Genomic DNA, 17,457 nt, shown 5'->3' with positions numbered 1-17,457 from the left:
ATGATTAAAATTGTAACGGTTTGTGGAAACGGTATTGGTAGCAGCTTGTTGCTTCGCATGAAAGTGGAAACCATTGCTTCTAGTTTAGGCATTGAAGTGGATGCGGAATCCTGTGATTCCAATGCGGCTGTTGGAAAGGGTGCGGATTTATTTGTCACCGTCAAAGAGTTTAAGGATATTTTTCCGACGGATGCCAAGGTTTGTATCGTTAAAAGCTATACCAATCGTAAAAAAATTGAAGAAGATTTGGTTCCAGTTCTCAAAGAAATGAGTGGCAAAGAATAAGCCCTAAAAGGAGGTAGGTAGACATTATGGAAGCACTATTAACATTTATTCGTGACATTTTAAAAGAACCAGCATTTTTAATGGGTTTGATTGCTTTTGCAGGTTTGATTGCCCTTAAAACACCTGGTCACAAGGTCTTGACAGGAACTTTGGGTCCCATTTTAGGTTACCTGATGCTGTCAGCCGGTGCGGGTGTTATTGTTGCTAATTTGGACCCTCTTGCTAAATTGATTGAGCATGGCTTTAGCATCACTGGCGTAGTGCCAAATAACGAAGCAGTTACTTCTGTTGCTCAAAAAATTCTGGGTGTGGAAACCATGTCCATCTTGGTGGTTGGGTTATTACTCAATTTGGCTTTTGCGCGCTTTACCCGTTTCAAATATATTTTCTTAACAGGACATCATAGTTTCTTTATGGCTTGCCTGTTGTCAGCCGTGCTTGGAGCTGTTGGTTTCAAGGGAACTCTTTTGATTATGCTAGGTGGCTTCCTTTTGGGGGCTTGGTCAGCTATTTCACCAGCTATTGGTCAAAAATACACCTTGAAAGTGACTGATGGAGATGAAATCGCCATGGGACACTTTGGTAGTCTAGGTTATTACCTCTCTGCTTGGGTTGGTAGCAAGGTTGGCAAAGATAGTAAGGATACGGAAGACCTTCAGATTTCTGAAAAATGGAGTTTCTTGCGTAACACCACCATTTCAACGGGTCTTATTATGGTCATTTTCTATCTAGTGGCAACCGTTGCATCTGTTTTGAGAGATGCTTCAGTGGCTGAAAAATTAGCGGCAGGTCAAAATCCATTTATCTTTGCGATTAAGAGTGGTCTTACCTTTGCTGTTGGTGTTGCAGTTGTTTATGCCGGTGTTCGTATGATTTTGGCAGATTTGATTCCAGCTTTTCAAGGTATCGCTAATAAATTAATTCCAAATGCCATTCCAGCGGTGGACTGTGCGGTATTCTTCCCTTATGCCCCAACGGCTGTCATTATCGGTTTTGCTTCAAGTTTCGTTGGCGGCTTGCTTGGTATGTTGATTTTAGGAGTAGCGGGTGGTGTCCTTATTATCCCAGGGATGGTGCCTCATTTCTTCTGTGGTGCGACAGCAGGGATTTTTGGAAATTCAACGGGTGGCCGTCGTGGTGCCATGATTGGCGCTTTCACTAATGGTTTGTTGCTTGCCTTCTTGCCAGCTATGCTTTTACCGGTGCTTGGTAAACTTGGTTTTTCAAATACTACCTTTGGTGATGTTGATTTTGGAGTTTTAGGAATTTTACTAGGTCGTCTCGGGACATCTATTGGTGAAGTTGGTATTTACTTGGTGGTTGCAGTGCTTGCTGTTGTCCTTATCCTACCAAGTTCCCTTTCAAAATCCCAAGAAGCCATTAATAATGTCTCAGAAGAAGCCTAAAAGGAGGGAGTTATGACAAGAAAACTAAACGTTAAAGTCTTTTCAGACGGTGCGGTCTTAGAGACCATGCTAAAGGATTTACAAACGGGTTTGGTCACAGGGTTTACAACCAATCCAAGCTTGATGAAAAAAGCAGGCATCAGTTCTTATATTGGCTTTGCCAAAGAAGTGCTTGTCAAGATTACAGACTATCCAGTGTCCTTTGAAGTCTTTGCAGATGATTTAGCAAGTATGGAGAAGGAAGCTGAGAAAATTGCCAGTCTAGGTGATAATGTCTATGTGAAAATTCCAGTCACTACTTCAACAGGAGAATCAACCTGTCCCCTCATTCAAAAGTTGTCAGCCCAAGGCATTAAGTTAAATGTCACAGCTATTTTTACGATCGAACAAATCCAAGCTGTGGTTGAACATTTAACCGCAGGAGTGCCAGCTATTGTGTCCGTCTTTGCTGGTCGGATTGCAGATACTGGCGTTGACCCAATGCCAATCATGGAAGAAGCTCTGCGCATTTGCCGCCAAAAAGAAGGCATCGAATTGTTGTGGGCTAGTCCACGGGAAACTTATAATATTTATCAAGCTAATCAGCTGGGCGTTGACATCATTACCTGTACCAGTGATGTGATTGCCAAGTTACCCCTTCAAGGAAAAAATTTAGACGCTTATTCCCTTGAAACCGTGCAAATGTTCTTAAAAGATAGCACCAGTCTTGGCTTTAAAATTTTAGAAACGGATACTCCTTAATTCTTAGTGACAAAAGCAGGTAAAAAACTTGCTTTTTTGTCTGTCAAAGGGTGCGAGTTCCGTTTAGAATTTTTAAAGGACATTTTAAGAGATTGTGATCTGACAGTGAAATTTCCAGTATTTTATGGTAAAATGTAGCAGATACGTCGTTTGATACAAAGAGGAGCTTGTGACAACTGTGGCAGATTGCTTTTTGTAGCAAAACAACGTATAACAAATGATTCATAATAGTGGTCTAAATCTCTTAGACCCTCTTAAATTAAAGGAGAATATATGTCGAAACAAACCTTTACAACAACTTTTGCGGGGAAACCACTTGTTGTCGAAGTTGGTCAAGTCGCTAAACAAGCCAATGGTGCAACTGTTGTTCGTTATGGAGAATCAACCGTCCTTACAGCAGCAGTAATGTCTAAAAAAATGGCAGCAGGAGATTTCTTCCCACTTCAAGTGAATTACGAAGAAAAAATGTATGCCGCTGGAAAATTCCCAGGAGGCTTTATGAAGCGTGAAGGACGTCCTTCAACAGATGCGACCTTAACCGCTCGCTTGATTGACCGTCCAATTCGTCCAATGTTTGCAGAAGGCTTTCGTAACGAAGTACAAGTGATTAACACCGTTCTTTCTTATGACGAAAATGCTAGCGCTCCTATGGCAGCCATGTTTGGGTCATCGCTTGCCTTGTCAATCTCAGATATTCCATTTAATGGACCGATTGCAGGCGTACAAGTTGGCTATATTGATGGCGAGTTTGTCATTAACCCAGATAAAGAACAACTGGAAGTCTCTCTCTTAGAATTAACCGTTGCGGGTAGTAAAGAAGCCATTAACATGGTTGAATCTGGTGCGAAGGAATTATCAGAAGACATCATGCTTGAGGCTCTTTTGAAAGGTCACCAAGCTATTCAAGAATTAATTACCTTTCAAGAAGAAATCGTAGCAGCAGTTGGTAAAGAAAAAGCTGAGGTGGAGTTGTTGCAAGTTGATGCTGACTTACAAGCTGATATTGTAGCTAAGTATAATGCCCAGTTGCAAAAAGCCGTTCAAGTAGAAGAAAAGAAAGCGCGTGAAGCTGCTACTGAAACGGTTAAGGAAATGGTTAAGGCTGAATATGAAGAACGCTATGCAGAAGATGAGAATCTTGCTACTATTATGCGTGACGTGGCAGAAATCCTTGAGCAAATGGAACACGCTGAAGTACGTCGTTTAATCACAGAAGATAAGATTCGCCCTGATGGACGCAAGATTGATGAGATCCGTCCGCTTGATGCCGTGGTTGATTTCTTGCCAAAAGTACATGGTTCAGGTCTCTTTACACGTGGGCAAACGCAAGCTTTATCAGTTTTGACTTTGGCACCGATGGGGGAAACTCAAATCATTGACGGTCTTGCTCCAGAATACAAAAAACGTTTCTTGCACCACTACAATTTTCCACAATATTCTGTTGGTGAAACAGGTCGTTATGGAGCTGCTGGTCGTCGTGAAATTGGACATGGCGCCCTTGGTGAACGTGCCCTTGAACAGGTATTGCCAAGCTTAGAAGAGTTTCCATACGCTATCCGTTTAGTTGCAGAAGTCTTGGAATCAAACGGTTCTTCCTCTCAAGCTTCTATCTGTGCCGGAACACTTGCTCTTATGGCAGGTGGTGTGCCAATCAAGGCACCAGTTGCAGGTATTGCCATGGGTCTGATTTCCGATGGGATAAATTATACGGTCTTGACAGATATTCAAGGTCTTGAAGACCACTTTGGAGATATGGACTTTAAGGTAGCTGGAACTCGAGAAGGGATTACAGCCCTTCAAATGGACATTAAGATTGCAGGAATTACCCCTCAAATTCTTGAAGAAGCCCTTGCTCAAGCCAAAAAAGCTCGTTTTGAAATCCTTGAGGTGATTGAGGCAACCATTGCTGAGCCACGTCCAGAACTGGCGCCAACTGCACCAAAAATTGATACCATCAAGATTGACGTGGACAAAATCAAAGTGGTTATCGGTAAAGGTGGCGAAACCATAGACAAGATTATTGCGGAGACTGGCGTTAAAATTGATATTGACGAAGAAGGAAATGTCTCCATCTACTCAAGCGACCAAACTGCTATTAACCGCACTAAGGAAATCATTGCTGGGCTTGTCCGTGAAGCCAAAGTTGGTGACGTTTACCACGCTAAAGTTGTTCGGATTGAAAAATTTGGTGCCTTTGTTAACCTATTTGATAAAACCGATGCCCTTGTTCATATCTCTGAAATGGCTTGGACAAGAACAGTTAATGTCTCAGATATTCTTGAAATAGGTGAGGAAGTTGATGTCAAAGTCATTAAAATTGACGATAAAGGTCGTGTGGATGCTTCGATGAAAGCCTTGATACCGCGCCCGCCAAAATCAGAAAAAAAAGAAGTGGAAAAAGAAGAAAACCATGACTGAATTCAATGAATTAGATATGCGATTGAGGGCTTTTATTAATGCACCAGATAATTTTTTGGATAGCGTTGCTCTCGTTAATGCTTTCCATAATTTTCCTGTCTGGGCTGCCAAAGAACCTTATGTGATAGAAATCGAGGGTGTCAAAGTCACACCTGTCTTTACCGATAAGGATGATATGGCACTCTTTAAAGAAGAGCAAAAAAGTGCCCAAAGTCAATACTGGCTTGAACGCTCTGCCCTTGTTATTTTAGAAGAAGTAATTAAAACCGGTGCAGTAGGTCTTGCTTTTAACCTCAAGAAAAAAGGGGATTTTGGGAATTCTACCATTTTTAAAAGTAAAGACATGATCCAGTTTATGAATAATGTCACGACAATTTTAAATGCATTAATGAGTGAAGAAAATATGATCGCTGACACAATGACTAAAACGTATCTTGTTCCGGCTTTTGTTTACCCTAAAGATGACAATCATTATGATCGTTTTTTCCCAACCATGTCAACCCCAGAAGGTAAAAGCTATGTTCCGGCTTTTTCAAATCTTCAAAGTTTTGCAAAGTGGTATAACCAAGATGACTTTGGTGGTCTCTTTAGAAAGGCTGAAGGAGTGATTCTCACTTGGACAATTAATGACATTTATCAACCAAGAAATGGTGAGAATGAGTTAGATGAAACCTTTGGTGTTGCTATTAATCCTTTTGATGACCAGCAAATTCTTGTTGACTGGTCAGACTTGACTAAGTCATAGGAGTTTTTTATGAGTTGGTGGAAAGAAAGTATTGCTATTGTTAAAAGGTTAGATCCAGCCGCTCGGAATACCTTGGAGGTTATCTTGACTTACCCAGGTATCAAAGCTTTGGCTGCCCATCGTTTGTCTCATTTTTTGTGGAAACATCAGTTTAAACTATTAGCCCGTATGCATAGCCAATTTTGGCGATTTTGGACACAAATTGAAATTCACCCTGGAGCACAAATTGCTTCTGGTGTTTTCATTGATCATGGCGCTGGTCTCGTGATTGGTGAGACAGCTATTGTTGAAAAAGGGGTCATGCTTTATCATGGCGTTACATTGGGAGGAACAGGAAAAGATAAAGGCAAACGCCACCCAACTGTTCGAGCAGGAGCTTTGATTTCTGCACATGCTCAGGTAATTGGTCCCATTGAGATTGGAGCAAATGCCAAAGTAGGAGCAGCTGCCGTTGTATTATCGGATGTTCCTGAAGATGTCACCGTAGTAGGTATTCCAGCTAAGGTTGTTCGTGTTCATGGTGAGAAAGACAAGGTTCAAATACAAAGCATACAAGAACAAAGAGAAGCTGCTTACTATTTGTCAAAATGATAGTAAAGGAATTGAAATAGTAGCTTTTTCTTAGATTACAGGCTGGCAAAATGTTAGCACTACTTCGAGGATCAACGTAACGTAATTAAGTTGGCTTGATTAACTAATTTTACAGATTTTGAAAGTTTTTCTTATAATACTAAGGCGACATAAGGTTATCCCTTACAATTATTTTGGTTGAAATCGTTTTGTGCTCATATTTTCTATTCTTACTTATCAACTAACATTTTTCTGGTAAGTGCATAGAAAGATTCTAGGGAATGATAATTCTTTTTAGCCAATGATTCTAATAGTAAGGACTGGTGATGGTTTCCATCAAAGAAGTGTTTGAAATAGGAGTTTTTATGATAAAAATCTATGATACAATGACACGGTCTCTCCGCAAGTTTGTGCCTTTGACTGAAAATGTAGTCAACATGTATGTTTGCGGACCAACGGTTTACAACTATATTCATATTGGAAATGCTAGATCGGCGGTCGCCTTTGATACCATTCGGCGCTATTTTGAGTACACTGGTTATAAGGTTAACTACGTTTCCAATTTTACCGATGTCGATGATAAAATTATTAAGGCAGCAGCTAAAGTTGGTGTGACTCCAAAAGATCTGGCAGATCGTTTTATTACTGCTTTTATGGAAGATGCCAAGGCTCTTGGCATTAAACCTGCAACCCAAAATCCACGTGTCATGGACTATATGGCTGAAATCATTTCATTTGTTCATGATTTAATTGAAAAAGGCTTTGCTTACGAATCAGCTGGGGACGTCTACTTCCGGGTGGTAAAATCAGAGCATTATGCCAAACTCGCCAATAAAACCTTAGCTGATCTTGAAGCTGGAGCTAGTGGTCGAACAGATACTGAGATAGTGTTGAAAGAAAATCCTCTTGATTTTGCTCTCTGGAAATCAGCCAAACCAGGAGAGATTTATTGGGATAGCCCATGGGGACCAGGTCGCCCGGGCTGGCACATTGAGTGTTCTGTCATGGCAACGGAAATTCTTGGGGCTACCATTGACATCCATGGTGGGGGAGCAGATTTAGAATTTCCGCATCATACCAATGAAATTGCCCAATCTGAAGCTAAAACAGGACACACCTTTGCAAACTACTGGATGCATAATGGTTTTGTTAATGTGGAGAATGAAAAAATGTCTAAATCCCTTGGTAATTTTGTGACCGTTCATGATATGTTAAAAACTGTTAATGGTCAGGTTTTGCGTTTTTTCCTTGCCACCCAACAATACCGAAAGCCCATTAATTTTACTGAAAAGGCGATTCATGATGCTGAAGTGAATTTGAAGTATCTCAAAAACACATTGCAGCAACCTTTGACAGAAAGGGTAGATGAGCAGCAATTACAGACTTTTGTAGCAGCTTTCAAAGAGGCTATGAACGATGATTTTAATGCTGCCAATGGTATTACCGTTGTCTTTGACATGGCTAAATGGATTAATTCTGGTCATTACACTAATGGTGTGAAAGCAGCTTTTGAAAAAATATTATCGGTTTTTGGCATTGTTTTTGAGACAGATACTCTCGATTTAGAAATTGAAACTCTGATTGCCAAACGGCAAGAGGCGCGTGCGATACATGATTTTGCTACTGCTGATGCCATCCGCAATCAATTGGCAGATCAAGGCATTAAGTTACTAGACACCAAAGAAGGGGTAAGGTGGATACGTGACTAAACCTCTTGATGTGAATTTAATTAATGGGATTGCCCTTGCTTTTGAAGGAGATGCAGTCTATTCTTACTATATTCGGAAACATTTAATTTTTAAAGGTCAGACAAAGCCAAGCCAATTACATCATTTAGCAACGAAATATGTGTCAGCGAAGGCACAGGCCAGTTTAGCTCAAGCTATGCTAGATGCTCGGCTATTAACTGAAAAAGAAGAAGATATCTATAAGCGTGGTCGCAATACTAAAAGTCATACCAAGGCTAAAAATGCGGATGTCATAACTTATCGAATGTCTACAGGATTTGAAGCTGTGATGGGGTATTTGGACATGACAAATCAACAAGAACGTCTAGAAGAATTAATCATTTGGTGTATCAATCATGTTGAACAAAATGCATAATAATGAGTAAGAGTTCTCCAAAGAGAGACTCTTTTTATTATCTTTTGATTACTCGTTTGAATAGCTTTTTTTGAAATCTTCTCCAAATAATAACTAGTTAGAAGAACAAGATTAAAGCATTTTAGTTGCATCCAAAAAAAAGAAATAGATATCACTAAAATGAAATATTTTTAATAAAAACCTGAAATTATTGCAAAAATTTCCGAATAGATATAATGAAAAGGAAAAAACAAATACAAGAGGAGACATTTGTCATGAAAAAAAGAGTTACGTTGCTTTCGGTAGCCTTCCTATTCTGCTCAATGGCAGCAGTGCCAATTTGCAGTGTTTTGGCTGAAGAAACCCAAGCAGAGATGAAAATGCCGGAAACGCAAGAAAGTCAAATAAGCGTGGCTGCTCAAATGCGTGGTAATGAACCTTATATTGATGCCACAATCACGATGGTTCAGCCGGTTAATCATTCTACTCAAGCAACAGTTATGCTTCAAGATGTCAGTGGCAATATAATTAATACTTGTGTGTACACGATGAGTTCTGGTCAACGTCGATTTACAGCTTGGTTTGACCTTAGCGGACAAAAGACTAATGATTACAAAATATCTGTGAAAGTACATGATAAAGATGTTGTTTTTAATGGTAATTCAGCGCTTGTTCATTTTGATAGCAAAGTGAAAAAGGCACCGATGACTAGTCAAAATAATCAAGTTAAGACGAAAAAATCAACTGAAACAAGTACTGTTGATCGCCAACCATCTTTGTCAAATACAGTAACTGCTAGCGAGACTCAGTCAAGACCAACAAAACAAGCTAGTCATCAAACTGTCCCTAAAACAGTATCTTCTAAGGTAATGACTACTACAAAAACGGATGATACTAAAATGTTAACTGATCGTGATGGCGAAAACAACGTATCTAAAAAAGGTTTTCCTTGGTTATTATCAGGTTCAGTGGCTCTATTAGTCCTTGGATTGTTTTTTATCATTCAAAAAGTTGCCCATCGAAAATAAAAAAACTAACCATTTATTTTAAAGCTTTCATGGTATAATGAGAGTTATGAAAGATAAAGAAATATGTGATACAAATGACATTGTTTACGGTGTTCACGCAGTAACAGAGAGTTTACAAGCTAATACAGGAAATAAATTATACATTCAAGAAGATTTACGAGGAAAAAATGTTGATAGCCTTAAACAGTTAGCTGCCGAAAAAAAAGTTTCCATTTCATGGACACCAAAGAAAAACTTGTCGGAAATGACAGGGGGGGCTGTTCACCAAGGGTTTGTTCTTCGAGTGTCAGCTTTTGCCTATACAGAATTTGATGAGATTTTGGCTAAAGCCAATCAAGAAAAAAATCCTCTTATTTTGATTTTGGACGGTTTGACAGATCCTCATAATTTTGGTTCCATTTTGAGAACAGCTGATGCGACTAATGTATGTGGGGTGATTATTCCAAAACATCGAGCGGTTGGTGTTACACCGGTTGTTTCTAAGACATCAACAGGAGCCGTAGAACACGTTCCGATTGCTCGAGTGACCAATCTTAGTCAGACACTAGACAAATTGAAAGCAAATGGTTTTTGGACCTTTGGGACAGATATGAATGGGACTTCGTTTGATCGTTGGAATACTAGTGGCAAATTAGCCTTGATTATTGGTAATGAAGGAAAAGGCATTTCTGCTAATATTAAAAAACAGGTTGATGAGATGATTACAGTTCCTATGAATGGTCATGTCCAGAGCTTGAATGCTAGTGTTGCAGCGGCCATTTTGATGTACGAAGTTTTCCGAAATAGACCTTAAGCGATGAAAAAACGAATTCTCTTAGTTGACGGGTACAATATGATTGCTTTTTGGCAGTCAACTCGTCAATTATTTAAGACCAGTCAGCTTGATCAAGCCCGTAATATACTTTTAACGAAACTTAATCATTATGCCCATTTTGAGAATATTAACATTATTTGTGTCTTTGATGCGCAATATGTGCCAGGATTAAGGCAGCGTTATGACCAGTACAAAATTTCAGTAGTGTTTACGGAAGAGGAAGAGACAGCAGACAGTTATATTGAGCGCACAGCGGCGGAACTAAACACTGCTATTTACATGGTAGAAGTGGCGACTAGTGATTTAAATGAGCAGTGGACCGTTTTTTCTCAAGGGGCTTTACGGGTTACCGCAAGAGAGTTGGAGCAAAGGGTTAATGCTACAAAGGCTGATTTGGATAAAATGTCTCAAGATATTGAATTAAAAACACCCAAAATACGACCTTTTGATCAAAAGCAGATGAATCAATTGAAAGATTTGATGACGCATCTAGATAATTAACCAGTTTATACTCACCAAGTGTCAGTTTTTTGTTAGAGTAAAGCGATAATAGTTTCGTTATCAAATTAAATTCAAGCAGCTAATGAGGAGAGAGACGCCAATGACCTTTACATTAATGACAGATTCCACCGCGGCTTTGAATCTAACCTGTGCAGATGACCATAACATTAACATTACGCTCATGAGTTTACCATTATGTGTGATGTAAGGTTTATGAGATGGTAGGACTTGATTGTTTCAGCAGTGATGAATGTGGTTGTGTTAGTAGCGACACTGTTGGCTAAAACCAGTTTTCAACGTTACTTATTTGGAGGTGCAGCCCTTGTATTGACTAGCTTTCTTAGATTATTGGTTTGGGGGCTAAAGACGGCGAAAAAGCTACAAACGAAACAAGATAGTAAAGAAGTACTAGGTTCTAGGGTAAGGAACGATCAGAAACTGCCCAAATATGACGAACGCCAAAAACAGATTCTTCTCAAAGGATACACTATTGGGTTTTGGTTTATGATTGTGGTCGTTTGGCTGTCAATCTTTTTTCATCGCTTCTCAGAGGGATTGGTATCTGCAAGCTTCCTCTTTACGCTGACTCTCTGGGGAGGATTAGCTGTTCAAACCACTTATTGTAACCTTAACGGCGCATCACCATTTGTGGATAGGCGCTTTGGAAAACAAGGAATATTGATGGGGATTATAGCAGCAGGAATGAGCTTAGCCGTTATAGGCTTGGCGGTGACAGAGATGATGGCAGAGCCATTTAAAATGGGAAGCTTTTTCAAGGCTGGTGGCAGTGGGTCTCTGATAGTGTTAGGAATAACTCTTTTTAGTACGGGAGCTAGTATTCTCTATCGTCATTACCTGAATGCTAAAGAGGCAGATGAATGAAGAATCTCAAATTAAAAGCAGCGCGCGCAGGCAAGGATTTGTCTCAACAAGCTCTAGCAGATTTAGTAGGAGTATCCCGACAAACCATTGCGGCTGTTGAAAAAGGTGATTACAACCCCACGATTAATCTTTGCATTGCCATTTGTCGTGTATTAGACAAAACTTTGGACGACCTCTTTTGGTAGGCTGATAATTCTCATTAACATCAGCAGAGCAGCTCTGCCATTCTCCCAAATCGAAAGAAAAATAATCCAATAAAAACAGCTAAAGCACTTGACTAGAGCCTGTTAAGTTTGATATTATAGTAGACGGTATTGTTTACCCCATTTGAAAGGCCCCGGAACCTTCCAAATACCTTCGATGGGACGGAACACCCATCACACTGTAAACAAATATGACGAATTCGTATAGGAGAAATCATGAACAAAACAACTTTCATGGCTAAACCAGGCCAAGTTGAACGCAAATGGTACGTTGTTGACGCAACGGATGTGCCACTTGGACGTCTTTCTGCAGTAGTTGCTAGCGTACTTCGCGGAAAAAACAAACCAACTTTCACACCACACACTGATACAGGTGACTTCGTTATCGTTATCAACGCTGAAAAAGTTAAATTAACTGGTAAAAAAGCGACTGATAAAGTTTACTACACTCACTCAATGTACCCAGGTGGTTTGAAATCAATCACTGCTGGTGAACTTCGCTCTAAAAACGCAGTTCGCTTGATTGAAAAATCAGTTAAAGGCATGCTTCCACATAACACTCTTGGACGTGCACAAGGTATGAAATTGAAAGTCTTCGTTGGCGGTGAGCACACTCACGCAGCACAACAACCAGAAGTACTTGACATCTCAGGACTTATCTAAGAGGAAAGGAGCATTAAATAATGGCACAAGCACAATATGCAGGTACTGGTCGTCGTAAAAACGCTGTTGCACGCGTTCGTTTGGTTCCAGGTACTGGTAAAATCACTGTTAACAAAAAAGATGTAGAAGAATACATCCCACATGCTGACCTACGTTTGATCATCAACCAACCTTTTGCAGTTACATCAACGGAAGGTTCATACGATGTTTTCGTAAACGTTGTTGGTGGTGGTTACGGTGGACAATCAGGTGCGATTCGTCATGGTATCGCTCGTGCGCTTCTTCAAGTAGATCCAGACTTCCGCGATTCATTGAAACGCGCTGGCCTTCTTACACGTGACGCACGTATGGTTGAACGTAAAAAACCAGGTCTTAAGAAAGCTCGTAAAGCTAGTCAGTTCTCAAAACGTTAAGAACGGCTTTACATCAACGATTACAAGCATTTTGCAAGTCTCTTGCAAGGTGCTTTTTTTGTCGTTTTTTGCTTTTGATACCTTTTTTGATACCGTGTTGGAAAAAACTTCTATATCTTTTTTGACTGTTATTTAGCTTTGAGATAGTCCGCAAATTGTTTGATAGACCTATCTTCTCCGTTAGTTGTTGAATGGCTGTAGGTGTCTAAAGTCATTTGGCTACTTGCATGACCTAGCCTTTTTGCCGTGTTGACTGGGTCAACTCCAATTTCAATCATCAGTGTTGCATGAGTATGCCTAAAACCGTGAGGACTGATTTTCCTTAAGCTATGTTTCCTGATAATCCGTGATAGTACATTATTGATATAGTCTGCATGCAGTGGTTCTACTGACCCTGACCGTGTGCAGTAAGTGAAGATAAAATCTTGCTCGATAGAAAGAGGTGCAACTGCTAGTTGAGCCTTTTCTTTTTGGCAATTTACTTTCCATTCTTGCAAAATAGAAATAGTTTCGCTATCTAGCTTAATCTTTCTTACTGAGAAATCATTTTTAGTGCCTTTTTCGATTGCCTGTCCGTCTAATCGTCCTAGGCTCTTATTGACACTTAGTGTCTCCCTATGAAAGTCTATATCAGCCCATTTAAGAGCGTATAGCTCGCCTTTCCTTAAGCCGCTATAAGCTAGTAGTCTAAACAGTGCATAATGCTTATAAGGCTCTTCCTGAAGGACAATGGCTAGAAACTCTTTTAGTTCCTGAACCGTCCAATAGTTTTCTATCCGTGTCTTTTTCCGCTTCGGCATAATAATTTCTGCCATAGGGTTATGCTTAAGCAATTTCATCTTTATTGCAAAGTCAAATATTTTTCCAGTATAAGACTTGATTTGCTTGATATTCTTGAAAGTTTTAGCCTTTTCTGTGATGAAGTTTTGGCAGTCTAAAGGGGAGATTTTGCTGATGGGTAAGTCTCCCATGACTGGCAGAATGTGAAGCCTAAACATATCAAGAGTCCGTGAAGCCGTTGTTGGCTCTACCGTGTCTTGATAGGCTTGATACCATTTCTCGAATATCTCGTTATAAGTTTTATGAGTTGGTTTGATGAACTCTTCCAACTTTCCTGAAGCCTTAAGATAAATGAGTCTGGCTTCGTAGTCTTTGGCTTCCTTTCGAGTACGAAAGCCACGCTTGATATGGTCTGCACGCTGACCGTCTCTAGTCATATAGACCTTGACTAAATACAAATAGCCATTTTTGGCTTTTTTGCTTGGGTATTTGTGAATGGACATTGTAATTTCTCCTTTATTTTTCTAAGGTTTCGGAGCTTGTAAAATAAGGAAATTACGAGTTGTCACGATTATTTTTAATGTTTTTTAGCTATTCTTTGCTTGTATTCGTCGGTCTCTATCCATGCCTGCCATACGTAGTGATAATCTGATTTTTCATCTCCGCTATGGTTAATTGTATAAGGAAATTCTTCGGCAACTTCTCTTATCCTTTGCTTGAGTGCATGAATTATATTAGGTTCAATGCCTTCAAAAATTTCATCAATTTTTTTTTCAAGTGTTGGAGTGGATAGAAGCATTGTTTTTACAAAGCTAACATCATCTTTGAAAGGGGTCCACTCGGTTACTTTGTCTAAGTTAGTTTTCCCTTGAGCTACTCTTAAAAAACTCTGTAATAGAGGTTCATCACCTGGATTTATCAAGTTAGGCTCTTTTTCATCTCCTAATAGATATCCAACTGATACTCCAAAATATTTTGCAAGAATAACTGCATTGTTTTTCTTGGGGTTACGCACGCCTTGGTTATAGCTTGTTAATGTTGGATAAGCTATTCCAGTTTCTTCGCTAATTTTTTTAAGTGTTTTACCGCTTAAAGCGACTAGATATGGGATTCGTGTATTCATTTTCTCTCCTTTTGTATCTAAAATAACACAAATAACGCAAAAAAACAAATTATGATACAAAAATTGTTGACAAAAATGCAAAAGTGTTTTAAAATGTATTTTGTATTTAAATAATGCAAAAACAAATGCTTTCGGAGTTTGTAAAAAAAGGAAAGGGGTCAGTTATGGCTTACACACTAGAAGAACAAGAAACGTTTATCCGATTTGACGCACTGGATAAACAATGGACGATTGAAACAAATTATTCTCCACACATTCAAAAAGTGCTAAAACTTCCTGAAGCCTATGAAGTGTTAAACACTGAGGAAGAAGAAGGCAGAACGATTTGGCTCAATGCCATTATGAAGATTGGTGAGGATTTTTCAATCAACGTATTTCCTAAGAAAAAACGTAAGATGACAGAAGAACAACGTCAAGAACTTGCTGAACGTATGAAACGGACAAGAGCAACCCTTGAAAAATAGGAATGTCTCTCGGTTTGAAATACTAGACAGATATATTTCCCTATGAAACTATTTCAGATTGAATCATCCCCATAAAATAGGCAGTGAAAACAGCTTAAAATCGATTTTAACAAAAAGGAGAACACGCAGATGACAGAAGGATTCACTATACAACTTCCTAAAGTAACAGAAAAGAAGTTACTTGCTCGCTATGATAACATGCTCCAGAAGGCAATAGAAAAAGCCCTTGAGGACAAGGAACTCTATAAGCCAATAGTTCGTATGTCTGGTTTGTGTCGTTGGCTAGATGTCTCAACGACAACCGTTGTCAAATGGCAAAAACAGGGAGGTATGCCCCACATGGTTATTGATGGGGTGACCTTGTACGATAAACGCAAGGTCGCTCAATGGTTACAACAATTTGAGAGGTAAAAGTTATGGATAAAAATAATTTAGAAGACGTGACAGGAAAACAGATACTTGGAAATGTTCTTGGTTGTGTCCGTATGGAATATGGGACAATTTTTCTTGATGTTGGATTGTTCACTTATATTGTGCTGATACTATCAATATTTTTCTTTTTAGTTGAACGTTGGTTTTTGGGAGCTTTAACTTTTGTGTTGCATGTTCCCTTGCTTCTACTTGGGATATGGAGTGGAGAGAGGTAGGAGGTAAAAGTCTATGGATTACGATAACGATAACTATCTTATCCCGAAAGTCCTCTTTCGAGATGAATTATACAGTGATTTAACTGCGTTGGATATTCTGGTCTATGCTGTCTTAAGAGGCAAGCAAGAAGAAGCTTTTGAAAAGGGTTGGATAGATGATGAAGGCAATGTTTATCTAGGCTATAAGATTAGTGATTTGGCGAAAAAGTTCTCTTGTGCTAAATCTACTATGGTAGCCTCATTACAACGTTTAGAAGAAGCTGACTTGATTGAACGTGACCGAAAAATGATAGGTCATTTTTACAGCCATAACTTACCGTATAGAACCTATATCAACGAGGTGTGAAAATGATAAAGATTTATTTTGGAAAAGATACAGCACTTAATCAAGCTATTCAGTCACGATTGGATAGCTATCAGATTGACTATCAAGCATTTACAAGTAAGGATATAGATGCTAAAACACTGATGGAATGGCTGTTTAGGTCAACGGATATATTTGAATTACTAAGTACTAAAATGTTGAAGTATAAGTTAAATACACAAATTACCCTCAGTCAATTTGTTCGAAAGATTTTAAAAGATGTCAATAGCACCCTGAAGCTTCCCATTGTTGTAACAGATGAGATTATCTATTCGAACATGTCTCCCGAGTATGTAGGGACACTCTTGCCAAAAGAGTATCGTAAAGTAGAACGAGAGAACTTATTTAGGAAACTTGAGCAGCTTGATGAAGGTCGTTTATTCTGGAAAAACTTTGAATTGTTCCGTAAGCAATCAGAACTACGTTGGTTTGAATTGAATGAGTTGTTGTTTGCTGATGTGTCCGACGATTTAGGAGAAATCAAAAAAGCTAAAGACCGTTTCTTTAGCTACAAGAAAAATAAACAGGTACCTCCTGATGAGATTATCGAAAAAATCCTCAAAATATTTTTAGTTGACCGAGAAGACTTTTTCAAAAAATCTATTTCGGATTTATAAGGAATCTGCTAAAAAATAATTGTGAAAACAATCATGAAAATATTTTGAAAACGGAATTTTGGGGTCAGATTTTTAGGGGTTACGAAAAATTTATAACAGGGCGCCCTCTAACAGCCCGCTATGTGCACATTTAAAGTGCATTTACTACACCCATTTTTTGGCAAGTTTGGCTGGAGCAAAATGAAAATGGTCCGACGAAGTCGGCTCGGGGTTGCTCCCCCGAGAATGTCATTTTACGCAAGCCTTTACGCAGTCAAAAAAATTGGCGCCGATAGGCGACCAAGAAAAGAAAGGAGTCTTGTTTGGAATTAAAAGTCAGCTTAGACAATATCACAATTACAGCTTTTATCAAGTCGCACAAACTCCTGAGCCTAAAAAGATTGGTTGAAACTCAGACAGCTATTACAATTCAAACTGCGATGACTGATATGTTCAGAGCCTACACAAAGGATGGAGGTCAAGTTGTGCTCCATATGGATTATGACAAAATAAAAGGACAAGCCTTTAATGCTCGCCCTTTCCGTTTGGAGTTCAACCCTAATAAACTCCGTTCAGTAGATACTGAAATTATAGACACTATTATACCATATCTTGAAGATATTGCAATATCTCGTGCCGATTTAGCTTTTGATTTGTTTGAGGTTGATTGTAGTGAGTTTGTGTTGGAGAAAAAGGGCCGTCCCACTGCGACCAAAGAATTTCGTTCAGATA

The 17,457-nt window shown here is 39.2% G+C and carries 22 protein-coding genes and 1 pseudogene; 21 read left to right on the top strand and 2 right to left on the bottom strand.

What is annotated here, in order from left to right; translation table 11 throughout:
- The 15 genes from H346_RS0106910 to rpsI all read left to right on the top strand — a co-directional run bounded on the left by H346_RS0106910 (position 1) and on the right by rpsI (position 12,751).
- Positions 1–285 carry a PTS sugar transporter subunit IIB gene (locus tag H346_RS0106910; protein WP_027970440.1) on the top strand — a complete coding sequence of 95 codons (285 nt, stop codon included), beginning with the start codon at positions 1–3 and terminating at the stop codon, positions 283–285.
- Positions 286–311: 26 nt separating this feature from the next.
- Entirely contained in the window at positions 312–1,691 is a 1,380-nt protein-coding gene (locus tag H346_RS0106905; RefSeq protein ID WP_027970439.1) for a PTS ascorbate transporter subunit IIC, read from the top strand.
- 12 nt (positions 1,692–1,703) lie between these two features.
- Complete coding sequence (locus H346_RS0106900; protein WP_027970438.1) at positions 1,704–2,432, top strand: transaldolase; 729 nt, start codon at positions 1,704–1,706, stop codon at positions 2,430–2,432.
- A gap of 273 nt (positions 2,433–2,705) precedes the next feature.
- The gene (pnp, locus tag H346_RS0106895; RefSeq protein ID WP_027970437.1) at positions 2,706–4,850 is read left to right on the top strand and encodes a polyribonucleotide nucleotidyltransferase; all 2,145 of its coding nucleotides are present in this window, start codon (positions 2,706–2,708) and stop codon (positions 4,848–4,850) included.
- On the top strand, positions 4,843–5,595 hold the full coding sequence (locus H346_RS0106890; protein WP_027970436.1) for an SseB family protein: 753 nt from the start codon (positions 4,843–4,845) through the stop codon (positions 5,593–5,595). Before pnp ends, H346_RS0106890 begins: the two co-directional genes overlap by 8 nt.
- A gap of 9 nt (positions 5,596–5,604) precedes the next feature.
- On the top strand, positions 5,605–6,186 hold the full coding sequence (cysE, locus tag H346_RS0106885; protein ID WP_027970435.1) for a serine O-acetyltransferase: 582 nt from the start codon (positions 5,605–5,607) through the stop codon (positions 6,184–6,186).
- A gap of 344 nt (positions 6,187–6,530) precedes the next feature.
- A complete protein-coding gene (gene cysS / locus H346_RS0106880) occupies positions 6,531–7,874 on the top strand; it encodes a cysteine--tRNA ligase (RefSeq protein ID WP_027970434.1) in 1,344 nt (447 codons plus the stop codon).
- On the top strand, positions 7,867–8,268 hold the full coding sequence (locus H346_RS0106875) for a Mini-ribonuclease 3 (protein WP_027970433.1): 402 nt from the start codon (positions 7,867–7,869) through the stop codon (positions 8,266–8,268). Before cysS ends, H346_RS0106875 begins: the two co-directional genes overlap by 8 nt.
- A gap of 254 nt (positions 8,269–8,522) precedes the next feature.
- Complete coding sequence (locus tag H346_RS0106870; RefSeq protein ID WP_037562779.1) at positions 8,523–9,275, top strand: hypothetical protein; 753 nt, start codon at positions 8,523–8,525, stop codon at positions 9,273–9,275.
- A 46-nt stretch (positions 9,276–9,321) separates the two neighbouring features.
- A complete protein-coding gene (rlmB, locus tag H346_RS0106865) occupies positions 9,322–10,068 on the top strand; it encodes a 23S rRNA (guanosine(2251)-2'-O)-methyltransferase RlmB (RefSeq protein WP_027970431.1) in 747 nt (248 codons plus the stop codon).
- A 3-nt stretch (positions 10,069–10,071) separates the two neighbouring features.
- Positions 10,072–10,590: an NYN domain-containing protein gene (locus tag H346_RS0106860; protein WP_027970430.1), complete on the top strand. Its 519-nt coding sequence runs from the start codon at positions 10,072–10,074 to the stop codon at positions 10,588–10,590.
- Positions 10,591–10,818: 228 nt separating this feature from the next.
- Entirely contained in the window at positions 10,819–11,472 is a 654-nt protein-coding gene (locus H346_RS10050) for a hypothetical protein (RefSeq protein WP_156888870.1), read from the top strand.
- Positions 11,469–11,657, top strand: a complete 189-nt coding sequence (locus tag H346_RS0106850) for a helix-turn-helix transcriptional regulator (RefSeq protein ID WP_027970429.1) — start codon at positions 11,469–11,471, stop codon at positions 11,655–11,657. The genes H346_RS10050 and H346_RS0106850 overlap by 4 nt, the downstream gene beginning before the upstream one ends.
- Positions 11,658–11,891: 234 nt before the next feature.
- Complete coding sequence (rplM, locus tag H346_RS0106845; RefSeq protein WP_002982710.1) at positions 11,892–12,338, top strand: 50S ribosomal protein L13; 447 nt, start codon at positions 11,892–11,894, stop codon at positions 12,336–12,338.
- Positions 12,339–12,358: 20 nt separating this feature from the next.
- The gene (rpsI, locus tag H346_RS0106840; RefSeq protein ID WP_002982716.1) at positions 12,359–12,751 is read left to right on the top strand and encodes a 30S ribosomal protein S9; all 393 of its coding nucleotides are present in this window, start codon (positions 12,359–12,361) and stop codon (positions 12,749–12,751) included.
- 128 nt (positions 12,752–12,879) lie between these two features.
- Here rpsI and H346_RS0106835 read toward each other — a convergent pair whose 3' ends face one another.
- Both H346_RS0106835 and H346_RS0106830 read right to left on the bottom strand, forming a co-directional pair.
- Positions 12,880–14,034 carry a tyrosine-type recombinase/integrase gene (locus H346_RS0106835; RefSeq protein WP_027970428.1) on the bottom strand — a complete coding sequence of 385 codons (1,155 nt, stop codon included), beginning with the start codon at positions 14,032–14,034 and terminating at the stop codon, positions 12,880–12,882.
- Between the two features lie 74 nt (positions 14,035–14,108).
- Positions 14,109–14,654, bottom strand: coding sequence for a helix-turn-helix domain-containing protein (locus H346_RS0106830; protein WP_027970427.1), 546 nt, complete (start codon positions 14,652–14,654; stop codon positions 14,109–14,111).
- A 164-nt stretch (positions 14,655–14,818) separates the two neighbouring features.
- On the opposite strand from H346_RS0106830, the gene H346_RS0106825 reads away from it, so the two are divergent.
- The 6 genes and pseudogenes from H346_RS0106825 to H346_RS0106800 form a co-directional block, all read left to right on the top strand.
- A complete protein-coding gene (locus tag H346_RS0106825) occupies positions 14,819–15,118 on the top strand; it encodes a hypothetical protein (protein ID WP_027970426.1) in 300 nt (99 codons plus the stop codon).
- 129 nt (positions 15,119–15,247) lie between these two features.
- A complete protein-coding gene (locus H346_RS0106820) occupies positions 15,248–15,529 on the top strand; it encodes a MerR family transcriptional regulator (RefSeq protein WP_000134668.1) in 282 nt (93 codons plus the stop codon).
- 5 nt (positions 15,530–15,534) lie between these two features.
- Positions 15,535–15,765, top strand: a complete 231-nt coding sequence (locus H346_RS0106815) for a hypothetical protein (RefSeq protein WP_027970425.1) — start codon at positions 15,535–15,537, stop codon at positions 15,763–15,765.
- A gap of 13 nt (positions 15,766–15,778) precedes the next feature.
- Entirely contained in the window at positions 15,779–16,111 is a 333-nt protein-coding gene (locus tag H346_RS0106810; RefSeq protein WP_027970424.1) for a replication initiator protein A, read from the top strand.
- A 2-nt stretch (positions 16,112–16,113) separates the two neighbouring features.
- Positions 16,114–16,746: a hypothetical protein gene (locus tag H346_RS0106805; protein ID WP_027970423.1), complete on the top strand. Its 633-nt coding sequence runs from the start codon at positions 16,114–16,116 to the stop codon at positions 16,744–16,746.
- Between the two features lie 302 nt (positions 16,747–17,048).
- Positions 17,049–17,457, top strand: a pseudogene (locus H346_RS0106800) (replication initiation protein); the annotation flags it as partial.

Source organism: Streptococcus castoreus DSM 17536 (assembly GCF_000425025.1).
Taxonomy (GTDB): domain Bacteria; phylum Bacillota; class Bacilli; order Lactobacillales; family Streptococcaceae; genus Streptococcus; species Streptococcus castoreus.
This window is presented reverse-complemented; position numbering and strand designations above follow the sequence as displayed.